Here is a 15,195-nt window from a genome sequence, read left to right on the forward strand (position 1 = left end):
CATGCAGGATGAATTCAACGACCCGCTTTGGCGCCAGATCCTGTCTGGCGCACAGATGCTCTTCGTGGCATTTGGCGCGCTGGTGTTGATGCCGCTGATTACCGGCCTTGATCCAAACGTGGCGCTGTTCACCGCAGGCCTGGGCACCTTGTTGTTCCAGGTGGTCACCGGGCGGCAGGTGCCGGTGTTCCTGGCATCGAGCTTTGCGTTTATCACGCCGATCATTCTTGCCAAGGGCCAGTTCGGCCTCGCGGCGACCATGGGCGGGGTGATGGCGGCCGGCTTCGTGTATACCTTCCTCGGCCTGGCGGTGAAGATCAAAGGCACAGGGTTTATCGACCGGTTGCTGCCGCCGGTAGTGATTGGCCCCGTGATCATTTCCATCGGCCTGGCCATGGCGCCGATTGCAGCGAACATGGCGATGGGCAAGTCCGGCGACGGTGCCGAGTTGATCCACTACCAGACGGCGATGATGATCTCGATGCCGGCGCTGCTGACCACGTTGATCGTGGCGGTGTTCGGCAAGGGCATTTTCCGCCTGGTGCCGATCATTTCCGGCGTACTGGTGGGCTTTGCCATGGCGTTCTACTTTGGTGTGGTCGACACGGCCAAAATCGCCGCCGCCCCCTGGTTCGCCCTGCCCCACTTCACCGCGCCGGAGTTCAACTGGCAGGCGATCCTGTTTATCGTCCCGGTGGCCCTGGCCCCGGCGATCGAACACATCGGCGGTGTAATTGCGGTGGGCAGCGTGACCGGTCGCGACTACCTGAAAAAGCCCGGCCTGCATCGCACCCTGCTGGGTGACGGCATCGCCACCACGGCCGCCGGCCTGTTCGGCGGACCGCCGAACACCACCTACGCCGAAGTGACCGGCGCGGTGATGCTGACCAAGAACTACAACCCGAAGATCATGACCTGGGCAGCGGTGTTCGCCATCAGTCTGGCGTTTATCGGCAAGTTCGGCGCACTGCTGCAGAGCATTCCGGTGCCGGTGATGGGCGGGATCCTGTGCCTGCTGTTCGGCTCGATTGCCGCCGTGGGCATGAACACGCTGATCCGCCACCGGATCGACCTGGGCGAGGCGCGCAATCTGGTGATTGTGTCGGTGACCCTGGTGTTCGGCATTGGCGGCGTGCTGGTTGGCACCGGCACCGGCCCGGATGACTTCGGCCTCAAGGGCATCGCCCTGTGTGCGGTGGTGGCGATTGGCTTGAACCTGCTGCTGCCGGGCAATGATGGCTGGAAACACAAGAAGCCGGATGAGCCGCTGCTCTAATTAACACCGCAAAAACAAATGTGGAAGGGGGCTTGCTCCCGATAGCGGAGTGTCAGTCGATGCATACTTGACTGGAACACCGCCATCGGGAGCAAGCCCCCTCCCACATGGTATTTCAGCGTCTTTCAGAGCTCGCCGAGCCCATCGATCAACGCCTGGTTCTGCTCAGGCGTACCGATGCTGATCCGCAGGAACTGGGCAATCCGCGCCTGCTTGAAGTGCCGCACGATCACCCCTTGCTCACGCAGCTTGGCAGCCAGGCCTGCAGCATCATGTTGTGGGTGGCGGGCAAAGATGAAGTTGGCGGCCGACGGCAGCACTTCAAAGCCCTTTCCTTCCAGTTGCGCCACCAGCGTCTCACGGCTGTCGATCACCCGCTGGCAGGTGTTGGCGAAGTACTCGCGGTCCTCGAACGCCGCCGCCGCGCCAGCAATCGCCAGGCGATCCAGCGGGTAGGAGTTGAAGCTGTTCTTGACCCGCTCCAGCGCTTCGATCAAATCCGGGTGGCCCACGGCCAGGCCCACGCGCAAACCGGCGAGTGACCGCGATTTGGACAGGGTCTGGGTGACCAGCAGATTCGAGTAGCGATCCACCAGACTGATGGCGGTGTCGCCGCCAAAATCGATATAGGCTTCATCGACCACTACCACCGAGTCGGGGTTGGCCTTGAGGATCTGTTCCACGGCGTCCAGCGCCAGCACGCAGCCGGTCGGGGCGTTCGGGTTGGGGAAGATGATCCCGCCGTTGGGCCTTGAGTAGTCCGCCGCGCGAATCTGGAACTGCTCGTCCAGCGGCACCGGTTCGAACGTGATGCCGTAGAGACCGCAGTAAACCGGATAAAAGCTGTAGCTGATATCCGGAAACAGCAGCGGCAGGTCGTGCTGGAACAGGCCGTGGAAGATGTGCGCCAGCACCTCGTCGGAGCCGTTGCCGAGAAATACCTTGCCGGCATCGATCCGGTAATAGTCGGCCACGGCCTGCTTGAGCAGGTCGCTGTTGGGGTCCGGGTACAGGCGCAGGTTGTCGTTCAACTCGGCCTGCATCGCCGCCAGCGCCTTGGGCGACGGACCGTAGGGGTTTTCATTGGTGTTGAGCTTGACCAGTTTGGTCAGCTTGGGCTGCTCGCCGGGCACGTAAGGCACCAGGTCCTTGACGAAGGGGCTCCAGAATTTGCTCATGGGTTATTTCCCCTCTTCAAGGATGCGGTATTCGGCGCTGCGCGCGTGGGCGCTCAGGGATTCGCCACGGGCCAGTACAGAGGCGGTCTTGCCCAGTTCGGAGGCGCCTTGCGGCGAGCAGAAGATGATCGACGAACGCTTCTGGAAGTCATACACCCCCAACGGCGACGAGAAACGCGCCGTGCCGGAGGTGGGCAGCACATGGTTGGGACCTGCGCAGTAGTCACCCAGCGCTTCGCTGGTGTGACGACCCATGAAGATCGCACCGGCGTGGCGAATCGACGGCAGCCAGGCTTGCGGATCGGCCACCGACAGCTCCAGGTGTTCCGGCGCGATGCGGTTGGCCACTTCGATGGCTTGCTCCATGTCGCGCACCAGAATCAGCGCGCCGCGGCCATTGATCGACTTTTCAATGATCTCGGCGCGGTCCATGGTCGGCAGCAGCTTGTCGATGCTGGCGGCGACCTTGTCGAGAAACTCGGCGTCCGGGCAGACCAGAATCGCCTGGGCGTCCTCGTCGTGCTCGGCCTGGGAGAACAGGTCCATGGCGATCCAGTCGGGATCGGTCTGGCCGTCGCATACCACGAGGATTTCCGAGGGGCCGGCGATCATGTCGATACCGACCTGGCCGAACACATGGCGCTTGGCGGTGGCCACATAAATGTTGCCGGGGCCGACCACCTTGTCGACCTTCGGCACGCTCTCGGTGCCATAGGCCAGGGCCGCCACCGCCTGGGCGCCGCCGATGGTGAACACGCGGTCAACGCCGGCGATGCAGGCCGCCGCCAGTACCAGCTCATTGATTTCGCCGCGCGGGGTCGGCACCACCATGACCACCTCGGTCACGCCCGCCACTTTGGCCGGGATCGCGTTCATCAATACCGACGAGGGGTACGAGGCTTTACCGCCCGGCACGTACAGACCCGCACGGTCCAGCGGCGTGACCTTCTGGCCCAGCACGGTGCCGTCGGCTTCGGTGTAGCTCCAGGAATCCTGCTTCTGCTTTTCGTGGTAGCTGCGCACCCGCGCCGCCGCCACTTCCAGGGCTTCGCGCTGCGGGCCGGTGATGCGCGTCAGCGCCAGCTCCAGGCGCTCGCGCGGCAGGATCAGGTCGGCCATGGACTTGACGTCCAGGCCATCGAACTGGCGGGTGAAGTCCACCAGTGCCGCATCACCCCGCTCGCGCACGGCCTTGATGATGTCGAGCACTCGCCCGTTGACCGAGTCGTCGGACACGCTTTCCCAGCTCAGCAGATGATCCAGATGATGGGCGAAATCCGGGTCGGCAGCGTTGAGTCGGGCAATTGCAGTGGACGTGGTCATAGCGAGGGCCTCATAGGATTGGCAAAAATGCTCAGGCGCCGAACGTTAGCAGTCGATCCGCTTGGGCACCTGAGAATTCTGGCTATGAGGCGGATAGACGGGCGCGACCTGAGGCCGCGCGGGTGAGTCAACCGCGGTGTCGCGACTCCACTGCCTTGCGCAGGGTGTCGATCAACGCCTGGATACGGGCATGCTGCATCTTCATCGATGCTTTGTTAACGATCAGCCGGGAGCTGATGTCGGCAATGAAATCCTGGGGCTCAAGCCCGTTGGCACGCAGCGTGTTGCCGGTGTCGACCACGTCGATGATCTTGTCGGCCAGGCCGATCAGCGGCGCCAGCTCCATGGAGCCGTAAAGCTTGATGATATCGACCTGACGGCCTTGCTCGGCATAGTAACGCTTGGCGACATTGACGAACTTGGTGGCCACGCGCAGGCGGCCTTTGGGCTCGACATCACCGACACGACCGGCGGTCATCAACTTGCACAGGGCAATACGCAGGTCCAGCGGCTCGTACAGGCCCTGGCCGCCATATTCCATCAGCACGTCCTTGCCGGCAACGCCGAGGTCGGCCGCGCCATGCTCGACGTAGGTCGGCACATCGGTGGCCCGCACGATCAACAGGCGTACGTCGTCCTGGGTCGTGGGGATGATCAGCTTGCGGCTCTTGTCCGGATTCTCGGTCGGCACGATGCCCGCTTCAGCCAGCAGCGGCAACGTGTCGTCAAGGATGCGGCCCTTGGACAATGCAATGGTCAACATGGGAACGTCAGTCCTTCATCAGGCAATTGCGGTCTGGTCGCAAACGGCGCCAGACACAGATCGAGGCCATGACAGCCTCGATTTGAAACAAATTCAGCACAGCGGTCACTTAACGGCAAGCACCTAACTGTGGCGAGCGGGCTTGCCCCGTTAGGTCGCGCAGCGATCCCAAAAAATGGGACTGCTGCGCAGTCCAACGCGGGGCAAGCCCGCTCGCCACAAAAGCCCGCTCGCCGCAGGAGCCCACTTGCCACAACAGCGGCGGTGTTTAGGCGCCAGGACTAGCCCGGTACGCGGCGAATTTTCGCGCCGAGCATCTGCAGTTTTTCTTCGATGCACTCGTAGCCACGGTCGATGTGGTAGATGCGGTCGATGAGGGTGTCGCCGTCAGCGCACAGCGCCGAGATCACCAGGCTGGCCGACGCTCGCAGGTCGGTGGCCATCACTGGCGCGCCCTTGAGCTTGTCGATACCGGTGACGATGGCGGTATTGCCTTCGACCTGGATCTTGGCGCCCATGCGGTGCAGTTCGTACACATGCATGAAGCGGTTTTCGAAGATGGTCTCGATCACCGCACCAGTGCCTTCGGCGATCGCGTTCAGGGAGATGAACTGCGCCTGCATGTCGGTCGGGAACGCCGGGTACGGAGCGGTACGCACGTTGACAGCTTTTGGCCGCTTGCCGTGCATGTTCAGCTCGATCCAGTCTTCACCGGTGGTGATTTCAGCACCGGCTTCCTTGAGTTTTTCCAGAACGGCTTCAAGGATGGTTGGATCGGTGTCCTTGACCTTGACGCGGCCACCGGTGACAGCAGCTGCAACCAGGTAGGTGCCGGTCTCGATACGATCCGGCATCACCTTATAGGTGGCCGAGTGCAGACGCTTCACGCCGTCGATGGTGATGGTGTCGGTGCCGGCGCCGCTGATGTTGGCGCCCATGGCGATCAGGAAGTTGGCCAGGTCGACCACTTCCGGCTCGCGCGCGGCGTTTTGCAGGACGCTGCGGCCGTTGGCCAGGGCAGCAGCCATCATGATGTTCTCGGTGCCGGTCACGCTGACGGTATCGAAGAAGAAGTTGGCGCCACGCAGGCCGCCTTCAGGCGCCTTGGCCTTGATGTAGCCGCCTTCGACGTCGATGACCGCGCCCATGGCTTCGAGGCCACGGATGTGCAGGTCGACCGGACGCGAACCAATGGCGCAGCCGCCAGGCAGGGCCACTTCAGCCTCGCCGAAACGGGCAACCATGGGGCCCAGCACCAGGATCGACGCACGCATGGTTTTCACCAGTTCGTACGGAGCGATCAGTGTCTTGATGGTGCGCGGGTCGATTTCGACCGAGAGTTTCTCGTCGATTACCGGCTCGATGCCCATGCGACCGAACAGCTCGATCATGGTGGTGATGTCATGCAGGTGCGGCAGATTGGCCACGGTCACCGGGCCATCGCACAGCAGGGTCGCTGCCAGAATCGGCAAGGCAGAGTTTTTCGCACCGGAAATGCGGATCTCGCCATCAAGGCGGGCACCGCCGGTAATAATCAATTTATCCATAAGAATCTCGACGCCTTGGGGGCTCAGGTGCGCTCGGCCCAGGCCGCGCGGCTGAAAAATTTCATAGTGACCGCATGGATGCTGCCATCGGTGATCCATGGGTTCAAATGGGCATAGATCTGCTGCTGACGCTTGACCGGGCTGAGTGCCGCCAGTTCATCGCTAATCACGTTCAGCTGGAAATTGCAGCCTTCGCCTTCAACTTCTACGGTCGTTTCCGGCAGCTTTCCTTCGAGAAAGCGCTTAACTTCTAGGGCCTGCATGTTCAACCTCTATCGGCGCCCAGTGCGCACGGGTCGCACATCATACAAAAAAGCCCCGCGCCTGCGAACCCCGCATGGCAGGACTCTGACGGGGGGCTTCTGTAATAACGTGTATTAAGGATGCGCCAGCAGCTCGGTCAGGCCGGAAACCTCGGCGATCTCGCGCATGTCCTCAGGCAACGCGCGAATGCTGAACGGCTTGTTGGCCGCTTCGGCATCACGCATGAAGCACAGCAGCAAGGACAGGCCAACGCTGCTGGACTTGGTCACCGCCGAGCAATCGAGCACCAGCGAGGGTGCGCTGCTGGCCTGAATCAGCGCCTGGCCCTGCTTGCGCAGGTCAGGCCCGGTACGGTAATCCAGCACGCCACTGAGCAACAGCTCGCCGGCAGCGCCGACACGAACAGCCGACTCGGTCATTGCGCCGACTTCCCAGCTTCCTTGTCGGAGGTTTCCTTGGCCTTGGCCACTTCACCGGCCCAACCATTGATGGTCTTGTCCAGGTCGTTGCCATTGCGCTGCATCGCGTCGGCGAACTGATCGCGGAACAGTTTGCCGATGTTGATGCCGTTGATGATCACGTTGCGCAGCTTCCACTCGCCCTTGACCTTCTCCAGCGTGTACTGCACAGGATAAACCGCGCCGTTATTGCCTTTGACGCTCATGTTCACGCTGGTGCGGTCACCCGATTCGTCGCCGGCCGGGGCCACGGTGATGCCCTGGTTGTTGTACTCGAGCAAGGCGTTACCGTAAAACTGGAACAGCCCGCGCTTGAAGTTTTCCTGGAAGGTCTGCATCTGCGCCGGCGTGGCCTTGCGCGAATACTTCACCGTCATGATGCTGCGGGAGATGCCTTCGGCATCCACCACCGGGCCCACAATGGTGTTGAGCGCGTTGTAGAACTGGCTCGGGTCCTGTTTGTACTTTTCTTTGTTGGCCGTCAGGTCAGCCAACATCTTGTTGGTCGTGTCCTGCACCAGGTCGTGGGCAGAACCCGCTGCGTTTGCCATCAGCGGCAACGCTGCAAGCAGTACCAGCAGGCCACGTCGCAAGGTAGAGATCATGAACAGATTCCTCATTTGGCGTCTTTATTGACCGTGTTAAGCAGGAACTTACCGATCAGGTCCTCAAGCACCAGCGACGACTGCGTGTCGTGGATGGTCGAACCATCCTTGAGCAGGGCTGTTTCCCCACCGACGCTGACACCGATGTACTTCTCGCCCAGCAAACCCGCAGTGAGGATAGAGGCCGTGGAGTCAGTCGGCAGGTTATCCACCTTCTTGTCCAGTTGCATCGTCACTCGCCCGGTAAAGCTGTCGCGATCCAGATCGATTGCCGTGACCTTGCCGATGGTGACACCGGCCATGGTCACTTTAGCTCTGACAGTCAAACCGGCGATATTGTCGAAGTACGCGTAAAGTTTATAGGTATCGGCAGTGGGGCTGGCCGAAAGACCGCTGACCCGCAGGGCCAGCAACAGTAAAGCCAGGATGCCAGCCAGCAAGAAAAGGCCGACACCGATTTCCACAGTGCGGTTTTGCATCAGAAGTCTCCAAACATCAAGGCGGTCAAAATGAAGTCAAGGCCCAGTACCGCCAGCGAGGCGTACACAACGGTCTTGGTGGTGGCACGGCTGATCCCCTCCGAGGTGGGCTCACAGTCATAGCCTTGGAATACGGCGATCCAGGTCACGACAAACGCGAAGACGATGCTCTTTATGATGCCGTTGAGCACGTCACCCGTGAAGGTCACGCTGTTTTGCATGTTGGCCCAGTAGGAACCGTCATAGACGCCCAGCCAGTCCACCGCGACCCACGAGCCGCCCCAGATACCCACCACGCTGAAAATCATCGCCAGCAGCGGCAGGGAAATGAAGCCGGCCCACAGGCGCGGGGCAACGATGTACTTGAGCGGGTCCACGCCGATCATTTCCAGGCTGGACAACTGCTCGGTGGATTTCATGTTGCCGATTTCGGCGGTCAGTGCAGAACCTGCGCGCCCGGCGAACAGCAGCGCTGTCACCACCGGCCCCAGCTCACGCAACAGCGTCAGGGCAACCATCTGGCCCACCGCCTGTTCCGAACCATAGCTCGAGAGGATGTTGAAGCCTTGCAGCGCCAGCACCATGCCGATGAAAACCCCGGACACCACGATGATCACCAGCGACATCACGCCCACGGCGTGCAATTGCTTGAGCAGCAGGCCAAAGCCACCGCCGATGCCACCGCGCCCCAGCAGGGCGTGGAACAGGAAAATGGTCGAACGACCCAGCACTTCGATGATATCGATGCCGGACCGACCGAAAAGGCGAACCTTCTCGATAAGAGATGTCTTGCGCATCAACGCTTCCCCAGAAGGTCTGAGCGGTAATCCGCTGCCGGAAAATGAAAGGGCACCGGACCGTCGGGATCACCGGTCATGAATTGACGAATGCGCGGGTTGTCGGCATTCATCAGCTCTTCGGGCGTGCCCTGCCCCAGCACCTGGCCATCGCCAACGACATACAGGTAGTCGGCGATGCTCGCCGTTTCGGCCAGGTCGTGGGACACCACGATACTGGTGATTCCCAGCGCATCGTTGAGCAGACGGATCAGGCGCACCAGGACACCCATGGCAATAGGGTCCTGGCCCACGAAGGGCTCGTCGTACATGAGAATCTGCGGATCCAGGGCAATGGCTCGCGCCAGCGCGACACGGCGCTTCATGCCGCCGGACAGTTCGTCGGGCATCAGGTCGATGGCGCCGCGAAGGCCGACGGCCTGCAGTTTCAACAACACGATGTCACGAATCATCTCGTCGGACAGCTGGGTATGCACCCGCAACGGGAAGGCCACGTTCTCGAAAACGTCCAGGTCAGTGAACAGCGCGCCGCTCTGGAACAGCACGCCCATGTGCTTGCGCGCGTCGAACAGATCGCTGCGCGACAGCGTCGGCAGGTTCTGGCCATTGACCCACACTTCGCCGGCGCTGGGCCGCAACTGCATGCCCATCAGACGCAACAGGGTGGTCTTGCCGCAACCGGAAGGCCCCATGATGCCCGTGACCTTGCCGCGGGGAATGCGAATATCGACGTTATTGAAGATGCTGCGCGTCCCGCGCTTGAAGGAAAGGCCCTTCAGCTCGACCGCGTAGGCGTTATCGGCACTCATCTAAACTCCTTGGGATGCGGACTCACACTCAGACACCACGTGAACGACAAACGTTTGCACGTTTATGCAATATAAATAGCCGCGTGTACTGGGCGGGCCGAACAAGCGGCGAACTATATCACCGCTGGTGCAGAGCCCCCAAGGCCGGAACATCGCCCGTTCAGAATCAGGACAGCGAAAAAACCGCGAGGTATGTAACCGAGTGTAAATTTGAGCCCATGGAATAAAGCCTGACGAACTAGCGTGAGGGAATTGTTCATTACCGCTATAATCGCCGACTTTTCGTCAGGCTATACGACTTCAGACATGAGCCAATCCAGCGACCTCATTCAATCCGCACAACGTACGATCCGCCTGGAGCTTGAAGCCGTGGAAGGCTTGCTGGCCCATATCGACGCGGATTTCGTGCGCGCCTGCGAGCTGATTCTGGCCAGCAAGGGCCGCGTTGTGGTGGTCGGCATGGGCAAATCCGGCCATGTCGGCAATAAAATTGCCGCCACCCTGGCAAGCACCGGCACCACCGCGTTTTTCGTGCACCCGGCCGAAGCCAGTCATGGCGACATGGGCATGATCACCCGCGACGACGTGATCCTGGCCCTGTCCAACTCCGGTACCACCAACGAAATCGTGACGCTGCTGCCGCTGATCAAGCGCCTGGGCATCCAGATGATCAGCATCACCGGCAACCCGGAGTCGACGCTGGCCAAGGCCGCCGACGTCAATCTGAACGTACACGTGACCCACGAAGCCTGCCCGCTTAACCTGGCACCGACGTCCTCCACCACCGCCACCCTGGTGATGGGCGATGCGCTCGCCGTGGCGCTGCTCGAAGCGCGCGGGTTCACCGCTGAGGACTTCGCGTTTTCCCACCCCGGTGGCGCCCTGGGCCGCCGCCTGCTGCTCAAGGTGGAACATGTGATGCATTCGGGGGATGAGCTGCCTCACGTCCAGCGCGGTACCCTGCTCAAGGACGCGCTGATGGAAATGACGCGCAAGGGCCTGGGCATGACCGTTATTCTGGAAGCGGACGGGCGACTGGCCGGCGTGTTCACGGACGGCGACCTGCGCCGCACCCTGGACCGCACCATCGATATCCACACGGCCACCATTGATGCAGTGATGACGCCCCACGGCAAGACAGCACGTCCCGAGATGCTGGCAGCCGAAGCGCTGAAGATCATGGAAGACCACAAGATCGGCGCGCTGGTGGTGGTCAATGCCGACGACCGCCCGATTGGCGCCCTGAACATGCACGACTTGCTGCGTGCGGGAGTGATGTAAATGAGCGACGACCTGCTGCAACGCGGCAAGCACATCAAACTGGCGATTTTCGACGTGGATGGCGTGCTGACCGATGGCCGCCTGTATTTTCTCGAAGACGGCAGTGAATTCAAGACGTTCAACACCCTCGACGGCCAGGGCATCAAGATGTTGATGGCTGCAGGCGTGCAAACGGCCATTATCAGTGGTCGAAAAACACCCGTTGTGGAACGCCGCGCACAAAACCTGGGTATTCCTCACCTGTATCAGGGCCGTGAGGATAAACTGGTGGTGCTCGACGAGCTTCTTGGCCAACTCAACCTAAGCTATGAGCAGGTCGCCTACCTGGGTGACGACTTGCCGGACCTGCCGGTGATTCGCCGCGTGGGCCTGGGCATGGCCGTCGCCAATGCTGCCGCGTTCGTGCGTGAACACGCCCATGGCGTCACGACCGCCCGCGGCGGCGAAGGCGCCGCCCGCGAGTTCTGCGAGCTGATCCTGCGTGCCCAGGGCCGCCTTGAAGCGGCCCACGCCGCCTACCTATAGAGCGTTTTATGCTGAGCAAAAAGATTCGCAACTTCCTGTTATTCGGGGTCATTGCCGCGCTGTTCCTTGCGGTAGGCTACTGGAATATCAGCCCGGAGCGCTTTCTCGACCAGCCTGCTGCGCAGGTTGACGAAGGGGTTATCGACTATTACGCCACCAACGCCTACAGCGTGCAGTTCCTGCCCGATGGCAAGGTGCAGTACGAGATGACATCGGACAAGGTCGAGCATTTGAAAGCCTCCGAAGTCACCCTGCTGACCAACCCCGACCTGAATCTGTACCGTGGCACCGAGTTCCCGTGGCACGTGACCAGCAAGCGTGGCGAGGTCAACCCGGACGGCACCGAGGTGGAACTGATCGACTCGGTGCGCGTCGCGCGAACTGACGCGCAGAACCGCGACACCATTATTACCAGCAGTCGCATGACGGTATTCCCACAAAGGCAATATGCGCAGACCGAGCAAGACGTTAGAATCGACGGCGCTGGCGGTGTATCGACTGGCAAGGGAATGAAAGCGTATTTGAAAGAAAGCAGGATACACCTGCTATCGAACGTAAGAGGACAGTATGAGGCTCGTTAAAACTCTCCCTATTTTGCTCGGTCTGGGCGCAGCACTGGGAAGCGTGAGCGCCTGGGCTCTGCCGAACGATAGCCAGCAACCGATCCACATCTCGGCTGACGATGCTCAGCTCGATGACAAGCAAGGCGTCGCGACCTACACCGGCGGCGTCATCATCACCCAGGGCTCGATGAAGATCACCGGCAACACAGTGACCCTCACCCGCACCCCGGCTGGCGACATCGACGTGGTGACGTCGGTGGGCAACCTGGCCTACTTCGAGCAGAAGCAGGCCCCTGCCGATACCGGCCCGATGAAGGGCTACGGCAAGACCATCCAGTATCACGCCCAGCAGAATCGCATCGTGCTGATCGACCAGGCCAAGGTGCTGAGCCCCGATGGCAACTCCACGGAAGGTGAAAAAATCACCTATGACACCGTGAAGCAGATCGCCAACGCCGGTCGCGCCAATGGCTCCAAGGTCACTGCACCCCGTCCGCGAATCGACATGGTTATCCAGCCGAAGAAGAAGGCCGAGTAATGGCAACCCTGAAAGCCCAGCATCTGGCCAAGGCCTACAAGAGCCGTCAGGTCGTGCGCGACGTCAGCCTGTCGATCGACAGCGGCCAGATCGTCGGCCTGCTCGGCCCCAACGGCGCCGGCAAGACCACCTGCTTCTACATGATTGTGGGCCTGGTGCAGGCCGACCAGGGCCGTGTGCTGATCGACGACCTCGACGTCAGCCACCAGCCCATGCACGGTCGCGCACGCGCCGGTATTGGCTATCTGCCACAGGAAGCGTCGATTTTCCGCAAGCTGTCGGTTGCCGACAACATCATGGCGATCCTCGAGACCCGCAAGGAACTCGACCGCGACGGCCGCCGTCAGGAGCTGGAAAGCCTGCTGCAGGAATTCCACATCAACCACATTCGCGACAACCTCGGCATGAGCTTGTCCGGTGGTGAGCGTCGCCGCGTGGAAATCGCCCGCGCACTGGCCACTGCGCCCAAGTTCATCCTGCTGGACGAACCGTTTGCCGGCGTCGACCCGATCTCGGTCGGCGACATCAAGCAGATCATCCATCATCTCAAGGCCAAGGGTATCGGTGTGCTGATCACCGACCACAACGTCCGTGAGACCCTCGATATCTGCGAGACCGCCTATATCGTCAACGATGGACAACTGATTGCCGAAGGCGATTCGGCGACTATCCTGGCCAACGAACTGGTCAAGGAAGTGTATCTGGGTCACGAGTTCCGCCTGTAGACACGGTGGTATCAGGGCGTTCGCCGACGAGCGCGCGAGTCAATGAAAACCTCAGTATTTTTATTGTCATCGCGCTCTAGGCAAAGCACCCGATATCAGGCATATAATTTGCTTATGTTTGGCGCTCGCGCGCCCTGTCGTGGATGGCGCATTGCGCCGGCGAATAAGGTGTTAAGCCCCTGCCATGAAACCATCGCTAGTCCTGAGAATGGGCCAGCAGCTGACGATGACACCGCAGCTGCAACAGGCCATCCGCCTGCTCCAATTGTCGACCCTGGACCTGCAACAGGAAATCCAGGAGGCCCTGGAGTCCAATCCGATGCTCGAACGCCAGGAAGAAGGCGACGACTTCGATAATGCAGACCCACTGGCCGACAACATCGAGCAAAAACCCAACCCGGACGTGCAGGAACCTTCCTATCAGGAAACTGCCCCCACGGTGGACAACCTCGAGGAAGGCGACTGGAACGAACGCATTCCCAACGAACTGCCCGTGGACACTGCCTGGGAAGACGTCTACCAGACCAGCGCGAGCAGCCTGCCCAGCAACGATGACGACGAGTGGGACTTCACCACCCGCACCTCCGTCGGTGAGAGCCTGCAAAGTCACTTGCTGTGGCAATTGAACCTGGCGCCGATGTCCGACACCGATCGCCTGATCGCCGTCACCCTGATCGACTGCATCAACAACCAGGGCTATCTGGACGAGACGCTCGACGAAATTCTTGAAGCTTTCGACCCGGAACTGGATATCGAACTGGACGAGATCGAAGCCGTCCTGCACCGCATCCAGCAGTTCGAGCCTGCTGGCATTGGCGCGCGCAACCTCAGTGAATGCCTGCTGCTGCAATTGCGTCAATTGCCCGCCAAGACGCCATGGCTTGCCGAAGCCCAGCGCCTGGTCACCGACTACATCGACCTGTTGGGCAGCCGTGACTACAGCCAACTGATGCGTCGCATGAAGCTCAAGGAAGATGAGCTGCGCCAGGTCATCGAGTTGGTGCAGAGCCTAAACCCGCGTCCGGGCTTGCAGATCGAATCCAGCGAAGCCGAATACGTGGTCCCCGACGTGATCGTGCGCAAGGACAACGAGCGCTGGCTGGTGGAGCTGAACCAGGAATCCGTGCCACGCCTGCGGGTCAACCCGCAGTACGCCGGGTTCGTGCGCCGCGCCGACACCAGCGCCGACAACACCTTCATGCGCAATCAGTTGCAGGAAGCCCGCTGGTTCATCAAGAGCCTGCAAAGCCGCAACGAAACCCTCATGAAAGTGGCCACCCAGATCGTCGAACACCAGCGTGGCTTCCTGGAATATGGCGACGAGGCGATGAAACCGCTGGTGCTGCACGATATCGCGGAAGCGGTGGGCATGCATGAATCGACGATTTCGCGGGTGACCACACAGAAATTCATGCATACCCCACGGGGTATATATGAGCTGAAATACTTTTTCTCCAGCCACGTCAGCACCTCCGAAGGCGGCGAATGCTCGTCCACGGCGATTCGCGCAATCATCAAAAAACTGGTTGCCGCGGAAAATCAGAAAAAGCCATTGAGTGACAGTAAGATCGCTGGTTTACTGGAGGCACAAGGCATTCAGGTCGCCCGTCGAACCGTCGCCAAGTATCGCGAATCCCTTGGGATTGCGCCTTCCAGCGAGCGTAAGCGTTTGATGTGACGGGCGGGCCACAGCGTTCCAGTGGCAGGCGCTTTTCGCCTGTCGCTTTATGCACTGGCAACGAAGGAGAAGCTGTATGCAAGTCAACATCAGTGGACACCAGCTGGAAGTCACCAAGCCCCTGCGTGAATACACCGAGAGCAAGCTGAACAAGCTTGCGGGGCATTTCGACAAGATCACCAATGTGCAGGTCATCATGGAGGTCGACAAGCTCAAGCAGAAAATCGAAGCCACCCTGCACGTACCGAATGCCAAGCTCGTCGCCAATGCGGAACACGAAGACATGTACGCGGCGATTGACTCGCTCTACGACAAGCTCGACCGCCAACTCATAAAGCATAAGGAAAAGAATCTGCACCTGATGCAAGGTACAGGTCGTTAACTCC

18 protein-coding genes are annotated in these 15,195 nt (G+C 60.7%); 8 read left to right on the forward strand and 10 right to left on the reverse strand.

All coding sequences use genetic code 11. The annotated features are described in order from the left end of the window. Position 1 precedes the first annotated feature (1 nt). Entirely contained in the window at positions 2-1,276 is a 1,275-nt protein-coding gene (locus TU79_RS04210) for a uracil-xanthine permease family protein (protein ID WP_004372057.1), read from the forward strand. Between the two features lie 125 nt (positions 1,277-1,401). Here TU79_RS04210 and hisC read toward each other — a convergent pair whose 3' ends face one another. From hisC to TU79_RS04260, 10 genes are all read right to left on the reverse strand, one after another. Further along, on the reverse strand, positions 1,402-2,454 hold the full coding sequence (gene hisC, locus TU79_RS04215; RefSeq protein WP_057006861.1) for a histidinol-phosphate transaminase: 1,053 nt from the start codon (positions 2,452-2,454) through the stop codon (positions 1,402-1,404). A 3-nt stretch (positions 2,455-2,457) separates the two neighbouring features. Beyond that, the gene (gene hisD / locus TU79_RS04220; protein WP_057006862.1) at positions 2,458-3,777 is read right to left on the reverse strand and encodes a histidinol dehydrogenase; all 1,320 of its coding nucleotides are present in this window, start codon (positions 3,775-3,777) and stop codon (positions 2,458-2,460) included. 127 nt (positions 3,778-3,904) lie between these two features. Continuing rightward, a complete protein-coding gene (gene hisG, locus TU79_RS04225; RefSeq protein WP_003188599.1) occupies positions 3,905-4,540 on the reverse strand; it encodes an ATP phosphoribosyltransferase in 636 nt (211 codons plus the stop codon). A 281-nt stretch (positions 4,541-4,821) separates the two neighbouring features. After that, entirely contained in the window at positions 4,822-6,087 is a 1,266-nt protein-coding gene (gene murA, locus TU79_RS04230; RefSeq protein ID WP_004372068.1) for a UDP-N-acetylglucosamine 1-carboxyvinyltransferase, read from the reverse strand. Positions 6,088-6,110: 23 nt separating this feature from the next. Then, positions 6,111-6,350, reverse strand: a complete 240-nt coding sequence (locus TU79_RS04235; protein WP_034102215.1) for a BolA family protein — start codon at positions 6,348-6,350, stop codon at positions 6,111-6,113. 114 nt (positions 6,351-6,464) lie between these two features. Next, the gene (locus TU79_RS04240) at positions 6,465-6,770 is read right to left on the reverse strand and encodes an STAS domain-containing protein (RefSeq protein WP_057006863.1); all 306 of its coding nucleotides are present in this window, start codon (positions 6,768-6,770) and stop codon (positions 6,465-6,467) included. Then, on the reverse strand, positions 6,767-7,414 hold the full coding sequence (locus TU79_RS04245) for an MlaC/ttg2D family ABC transporter substrate-binding protein (RefSeq protein ID WP_004372074.1): 648 nt from the start codon (positions 7,412-7,414) through the stop codon (positions 6,767-6,769). The genes TU79_RS04240 and TU79_RS04245 overlap by 4 nt, the downstream gene beginning before the upstream one ends. Before the next feature lie 11 nt (positions 7,415-7,425). Further along, positions 7,426-7,893 carry an outer membrane lipid asymmetry maintenance protein MlaD gene (gene mlaD / locus TU79_RS04250; protein WP_003171814.1) on the reverse strand — a complete coding sequence of 156 codons (468 nt, stop codon included), beginning with the start codon at positions 7,891-7,893 and terminating at the stop codon, positions 7,426-7,428. Beyond that, positions 7,893-8,690 carry a lipid asymmetry maintenance ABC transporter permease subunit MlaE gene (mlaE, locus tag TU79_RS04255; RefSeq protein WP_005784853.1) on the reverse strand — a complete coding sequence of 266 codons (798 nt, stop codon included), beginning with the start codon at positions 8,688-8,690 and terminating at the stop codon, positions 7,893-7,895. The genes mlaD and mlaE overlap by 1 nt, the downstream gene beginning before the upstream one ends. Continuing rightward, positions 8,690-9,499, reverse strand: a complete 810-nt coding sequence (locus tag TU79_RS04260; RefSeq protein ID WP_003216128.1) for an ATP-binding cassette domain-containing protein — start codon at positions 9,497-9,499, stop codon at positions 8,690-8,692. Before TU79_RS04260 ends, mlaE begins: the two co-directional genes overlap by 1 nt. A 306-nt stretch (positions 9,500-9,805) precedes the next feature. Here TU79_RS04260 and TU79_RS04265 point away from each other — a divergent pair, with 306 nt between their 5' ends. From TU79_RS04265 to hpf, 7 genes are all read left to right on the forward strand, one after another. Next, complete coding sequence (locus tag TU79_RS04265; protein WP_057006864.1) at positions 9,806-10,780, forward strand: KpsF/GutQ family sugar-phosphate isomerase; 975 nt, start codon at positions 9,806-9,808, stop codon at positions 10,778-10,780. Continuing rightward, complete coding sequence (locus tag TU79_RS04270) at positions 10,781-11,305, forward strand: KdsC family phosphatase (RefSeq protein ID WP_057006865.1); 525 nt, start codon at positions 10,781-10,783, stop codon at positions 11,303-11,305. 8 nt (positions 11,306-11,313) lie between these two features. Continuing rightward, complete coding sequence (lptC, locus tag TU79_RS04275; RefSeq protein ID WP_057006866.1) at positions 11,314-11,886, forward strand: LPS export ABC transporter periplasmic protein LptC; 573 nt, start codon at positions 11,314-11,316, stop codon at positions 11,884-11,886. After that, positions 11,873-12,406 (forward strand): lipopolysaccharide transport periplasmic protein LptA, encoded by a 534-nt coding sequence (lptA, locus tag TU79_RS04280; protein WP_032870591.1) that lies wholly within the window; start codon positions 11,873-11,875, stop codon positions 12,404-12,406. The genes lptC and lptA overlap by 14 nt, the downstream gene beginning before the upstream one ends. Next, a complete protein-coding gene (gene lptB, locus TU79_RS04285) occupies positions 12,406-13,131 on the forward strand; it encodes an LPS export ABC transporter ATP-binding protein (protein WP_004372092.1) in 726 nt (241 codons plus the stop codon). Before lptA ends, lptB begins: the two co-directional genes overlap by 1 nt. A 184-nt stretch (positions 13,132-13,315) precedes the next feature. Further along, entirely contained in the window at positions 13,316-14,809 is a 1,494-nt protein-coding gene (locus tag TU79_RS04290) for an RNA polymerase factor sigma-54 (protein WP_057006867.1), read from the forward strand. 76 nt (positions 14,810-14,885) lie between these two features. Then, positions 14,886-15,191, forward strand: a complete 306-nt coding sequence (gene hpf, locus TU79_RS04295) for a ribosome hibernation-promoting factor, HPF/YfiA family (RefSeq protein ID WP_003171804.1) — start codon at positions 14,886-14,888, stop codon at positions 15,189-15,191. Positions 15,192-15,195 lie beyond the last annotated feature (4 nt).

The organism is Pseudomonas trivialis (assembly GCF_001439805.1).
Lineage (GTDB): Bacteria > Pseudomonadota > Gammaproteobacteria > Pseudomonadales > Pseudomonadaceae > Aquipseudomonas > Aquipseudomonas trivialis.